The organism is Microcoleus sp. Pol8_D6 (genome assembly GCF_036700965.1).
Lineage (GTDB): Bacteria > Cyanobacteriota > Cyanobacteriia > Cyanobacteriales > Microcoleaceae > Microcoleus.
In genome coordinates this window covers 4,851-9,917 of sequence record NZ_JAUBPW010000121.1, presented here as the reverse complement: position 1 = coordinate 9,917, position 5,067 = coordinate 4,851, and the positions used below count along the sequence as shown (strand labels likewise).

Annotated in this window: 6 protein-coding genes; 5 read left to right on the top strand and 1 reads right to left on the bottom strand. The window is 47.9% G+C overall.

The window, feature by feature from the left end; all coding sequences use genetic code 11:
• Window positions 1-28: 28 nt before the first annotated feature.
• Entirely contained in the window at window positions 29-220 is a 192-nt protein-coding gene (locus tag QUA10_RS28090; RefSeq protein WP_333085787.1) for a hypothetical protein, read from the bottom strand.
• A 38-nt stretch (window positions 221-258) separates the two neighbouring features.
• On the opposite strand from QUA10_RS28090, the gene QUA10_RS28085 reads away from it, so the two are divergent.
• The 5 genes from QUA10_RS28085 to QUA10_RS28065 all read left to right on the top strand — a co-directional run.
• Window positions 259-411 (top strand): excalibur calcium-binding domain-containing protein, encoded by a 153-nt coding sequence (locus QUA10_RS28085; RefSeq protein WP_333085788.1) that lies wholly within the window; start codon window positions 259-261, stop codon window positions 409-411.
• 122 nt (window positions 412-533) lie between these two features.
• Window positions 534-1,265: a RadC family protein gene (gene radC / locus QUA10_RS28080; protein ID WP_333085789.1), complete on the top strand. Its 732-nt coding sequence runs from the start codon at window positions 534-536 to the stop codon at window positions 1,263-1,265.
• A 317-nt stretch (window positions 1,266-1,582) separates the two neighbouring features.
• A complete protein-coding gene (locus tag QUA10_RS28075; protein WP_015176985.1) occupies window positions 1,583-1,921 on the top strand; it encodes a DUF1815 family protein in 339 nt (112 codons plus the stop codon).
• Window positions 1,922-2,620: 699 nt separating this feature from the next.
• Window positions 2,621-3,100: a DUF4079 domain-containing protein gene (locus QUA10_RS28070; protein ID WP_333044165.1), complete on the top strand. Its 480-nt coding sequence runs from the start codon at window positions 2,621-2,623 to the stop codon at window positions 3,098-3,100.
• Window positions 3,101-3,319: 219 nt separating this feature from the next.
• Window positions 3,320-5,067: ComEC/Rec2 family competence protein (locus QUA10_RS28065; protein ID WP_333085790.1), on the top strand; the 1,748-nt coding region annotated here is incomplete at its 3' end.

Sequence of the window (5,067 nt, the reverse complement as noted above, 5' to 3'; positions counted from 1 at the left end):
TGCCTATCTTTTTTTACCACAAGTTGGCTCAATCCTTACTAGCTATGGGTTTTGGGTGGGTTGTCACCCCCCCAGCACCAAAACCGAAACCTGCCATTTCTACTGCCACACCTGCACTTGCCAAACCAGAGTCCGATCGCAAATTGCCATCTTCAGTCAAATCTGTTGAGCGAACCGCAAAGATTGCTCTTGATGCACAGCAGCCAAAGGAATATACCAAGAAAGTTATTTACGAGTCTTCTAAACCAAAGGTTAAAAGTGTCGATTTTCCGAGTTGCGTTAACTCGGATTGCAACTGTTCTGACGCAAGCGACTCAAGCCGAAGCGCAGCGAGTTTTAGAGGCATATCCGGGCGATCCGTTTAAGCTCGATCGAGATCGAGACTCGATCGCTTGTGAAACGTTGCCTTAGATTTTATCTGCCAACAGCCTCGGTTAATGATCAAGGCTTTTTTGGGTGATTGTACGAATTGAAGAACGCAAATTGATCGGCTAAAATTGTCTAATTGTTGAGCTTGCGGTGCGGGTGCAGCTATGACTTACAGCTTGAGAATTGTAGATTTGCCAACGAGTGAACGGCCACGGGAACGGTTGATGGCCGGTGGCCCGAAAAGTTTGGCGACTGCGGAATTGATTGCGATTCTCCTGGGTACTGGTCAGGGACCCGGCAAACTTTCCGCCGTCGGGCTCGGACAGTATATTTTAAATCAGTTGAGTTTGCACCAACGTGATGCTCTGGCTGTGCTACGCACCATTAGCGTGCAGGAGTTGACGCAGATTCACGGGATTGGCCCTGCCAAGGCAACTTCGATTTTGGCTGCGGTGGAGTTAGGGAAGCGGGTGTTTCAGTCGCGGCCGCCGGAAATGGCTGTGGTTGACTCTCCGCAAGCGGCGGCGGATGCCCTGAGTCAGGATTTGATGTGGCAGTCTCAGGAACGTTTTGCTGTGGTGTTGCTAGATGTGAAAAATCGGCTGCTGGGTACTCAGGTAATTACGATCGGCACAGCAACGGAAACTTTGGCTCACCCACGGGATATTTTTCGCGAGGTAATCCGCCAGGGGGCGACGCGGGCGATTATCTCGCACAATCACCCCTCCGGGATTTTGGAACCAAGCCCGGAGGATATTGCTTTGACGCGACAGTTGCTGGCGGGAGCGCAGTTTTTGTCGATTCCGCTACTGGATCACTTGATTTTGGGGAATGGCGATTTTCGGAGCTTGCGGCAGACGACGACGCTTTGGGAGGAGTATCCCCAGGGCGATTGAACTCTTATACTTAACTAATTTCATTACTATCATTAGTTATTTGTATCTTTGGGGTCTCTGACGGCTGAATCAGCTCTGACAGCAGGCAAATTTTCCGGCTGGAGTCCCCCGCGAGAGCCTGTTTTGGCTGAATGTCGCTGCTGATACTTCGTTTCGAACACAACTCGGTTAATCTAGTATAGGTAGGCTGAAGAGGTCGCTAATCCGATTTTTTTTGAGCATACTAAACGTATACTGAACCAGCACCTAAAGACCCACTTATTAAGAAATTATTAAATGGGATGTAAAATACACGGTGTGGTGATAGGAGGAGAACTGTGTTTCTGAGACTTGCAGAACAACACCGTAAATTCGTTCAAGATTTGGTAATGAACCTCCAAGCTTTAGCGATCGTGCTAGAGCATCGGGGTTATCTGGCATCCTGCTACACTTGCGGGGGTCAGATGAACAGTGCCTCATTTATGGTCAGTTTGACGGACAACCATCTGATTCGATTTTTAGTGTCAGATTACGGTATCACTTGGACTGAGATGCGGGACGACCGCGAACTCATGAAACTAGAAGGTGCAGAAGCGATTAATCAGTTACAAGAACTGGCAAATCTCGTAAAGTATCAAATCCAACCTTCGGAAGCTACTTTAGCGACGGCCCAGTGAGTGTAGCGATGGCACGGTTCCGAGGAAGGCGACAACGAAAGTGGCTGCTTGTCTGCTAAAACCGAATCCCCAGCGAGTTAGTTGAGAGGGTTCATTTAGGTGCACAGCGATGGCTGCTCAACAGACAAGGGTGCTATCAGGGTACCTTCAGACGGTTTAGCGCTCAGTCGATCGAAGTGAGCCTGGGCAGACGGCATACTTTATGCCAGAAGTCTCAAACTTGGAACCTCTAGTTTTTTTCAGCAGTTGATTCTCCCTTGAGAGCGATTAGCAAAATTGAGAAGTGCGACGGCTCGTCGGCTGCGATGTTAATTTCTCACTTTGGCATTCAAAAGTCAAGGAATTGAAATTAACTTTAAGCAGGCAGGTAAAATTTAACATCCAGAGTGAGGATGAGGCTGTGAAGATTGGGCAAAAGGCAGCCCACGGGGTGTGATGTGCGGGCGAATGGCGTTTATTTTTGCTCTTAGATTTAGCCTATCAGGCTAATAATTAACTTGAAGCAGCATCACTGCTGTAAAACATCTCACAGCCGGCTTGGGCCGGCTAAGTTTTGCGTATATCTAGGCTTCTAGCCAATGTTTGGCTTTTAGGTTAAACGGCTCTTGGAAGTGTACGCTCGCACTTGCTAAACTAATTTTATAATACTTTAATGATTAGTCCTAAAATATTTATCGCCCAGTTTGGAGTCAGCATCAAATGGTAAATTTAAGCGAACTACTAGAACCCATCGCCAGTCAATTTCGCAGTCTGGGAATTCCCGAACCAATTACCCATTGGGGACACCCTGTAATGATGGGAATAGTGGTGGTGGCGATGGGCAGTTTTGTCGGGTATACGGGATGGCAGGGACGTTTGGCCGCCGATAAAGATGTCGCACTCAAAAGTCGCTCGGATCACCGCAAGCTTGCACCGTGGATGTTTCTGTTTCTAGCTTTGGGCTATACAGGCGGCTTGCTGTCGCTGGTGATGCAGCACCAGCCAGTCATGGAAAGTCCGCATTTTTGGACGGGTTCGGCAGTGCTGGTTTTGCTGGCTGTTGGCAGCTTGATTTCGCTGACTGGTTTTGGAGGCAATAAGCTGGCACTGCGCGCGGTTCACGCTTATTTAGGCACGACGGCCCTTGCACTTATGGTGCTGCACGCGGCTTTCGGTTTAAAATTGGGGCTGTCTATTTAGAAGAGGAAGAGGAAGGGGAACGGGAAGGGAAAGAATGTAAAGAAAGAAATTTTGCCATAACTTACGCATCGGTAGCCAAAAACGAGGTTTTTTATGGAAATACACGGCTTTTAGCCATTTATCCCGGTTGAAAAACCCGGTTTCTTTGGTAAGGAGTGCCTAAGTTCCGCATAGTTTTCCCTGAAATATTCCCCCTCTAAATTGCTAATTAATTAATTAATGAATCAAGCAACGGGTGTCATCTTCTGTCTTGCATACATTTTGGGATTGATTTCTACAGCGGTTCCTTGGGGTAGATACGCGATACTTGCTTTGGGAATAGCGGTGGCGATCGCCCTGCCGAAATTGTTGCGAAATTTTACTAAAACTTCTGTCAAAATTACTAAGAAAAGACGCAGCCGACAAAAAGAAAATGCTCTTGAAGAACCCTTAGATGCGAGGGAAGAATTGAGTTTGTTGGAGATGCTGCCGAGAGCGAAATGGGTGTGGGCAGTTGCGGGTTTGCTGGCATTTCTAGCTAGTGTTTATTTTGCAGTTCGATCGCCCCAACCGGCAATAGATGACATCAGCAAACTGATTCCGGCTGGCGGGAACACTCAAGAAGTGGCAGTGACAGTTCGCGGTAGAGTTGCCAGTACGCCTCGATTGACTCGATCGGGAAGATCGCAATTTTGGCTAGAAACAGATTTAGTTAGCGAAATCAACGGCGGCGAGGGAGGAGCAGTTGTCAACCGCCCAGTATCCGGCAAGCTCTACGTTACACTGCCACTGCTGCAAGCAACGGGTTTGTACGCCGACAATACGATCGCAGTTGTGGGTTCCTTGTACAAACCGCAGCCACCGTCGAATCCAGGGGCTTTTAATTTTCAAGCATATTTAGCCAGAGAAGGGGCTTTTGTAGGGCTCAAAGGCCGTCAAATCGACTGGAGGAGAGAAAATGCGATCGCCGATGTAAATCGAGTTAACAGCCAAACGGCTGCTTTCTTGGATCCCAGCGGGATGCAGCCATCGAAAATTCAAGCGATGCGGCAGCGGATTGTGCGATCGCAACTATCGCAGTTAAATGTTCCCGAAGGGCCCTTAATCAGTGCGATCGCCCTCGGCAAACAAGCAGTAGATTTACCTTACAACATCCGCGACTATTTTGTGCAGGCTGGATTAGCCCACGCGATCGCAGCTTCCGGCACTCAAGTTTCGATGGTTTTGGCTTTAGTTCTAGCTTTAACCAGGCGTTTTTCCAAACAATTACAATTTTGCTTTGGCGTCGGTGCTTTATTTTTGCTTGTGGGGCTAACTGGCTTTGAACCATCAGTATGCCGCGCCGCTTTGATGGGATTTGGAACACTATTTGCTTTGGTGCTGAGCCGCCAAGTTAAGCCGCTGGGATTGCTGTTAATTGCTGCTACTATTTTATTGCTGGTTAACCCTTTGTGGATTTGGGATTTAGGTTTTCAACTGAGTTTTTTGGCGACTTTGGGGTTAATCGTGACAACGCCACCACTGATGGCAAAGTTGGACTGGATGCCACCCGCGATCGCTTCGATTCTTGTGGTTCCGATCGCCGCTTCAGTTTGGGTGCTGCCACTGCTACTTTACGTTTTTAGCGTGGTATCACCTTACAGCATTTTAGTTAATATTATTGCTGCTCCTTTACTGTGGATTTTGAGTATTGGGGGGATGGTTAGCGCTTTAGCTGGATTGATTTTTCCGCCGGCTGGCAGTGTTTTAGCACAACTGCTGGACTATCCGGCAAAGGGGTTAATTGCGATCTCCCAATATTTCTCGCAATTACCCGGTAATTCGGTAGCTGTCGGTCAAGTATCGGTGTTTCAGCTAATCGCGCTTTACAGTTTAATTTGCTGGGTTTGGATTGGGGGAAGAAAGAAGAAGGAAGAAGGAAGAAGGAAGAAGGAAGAAGGAAGAAGGAAGAAGGAAGAAGGAAGAAGGAAGAAGGAAGAAGGAAGAAG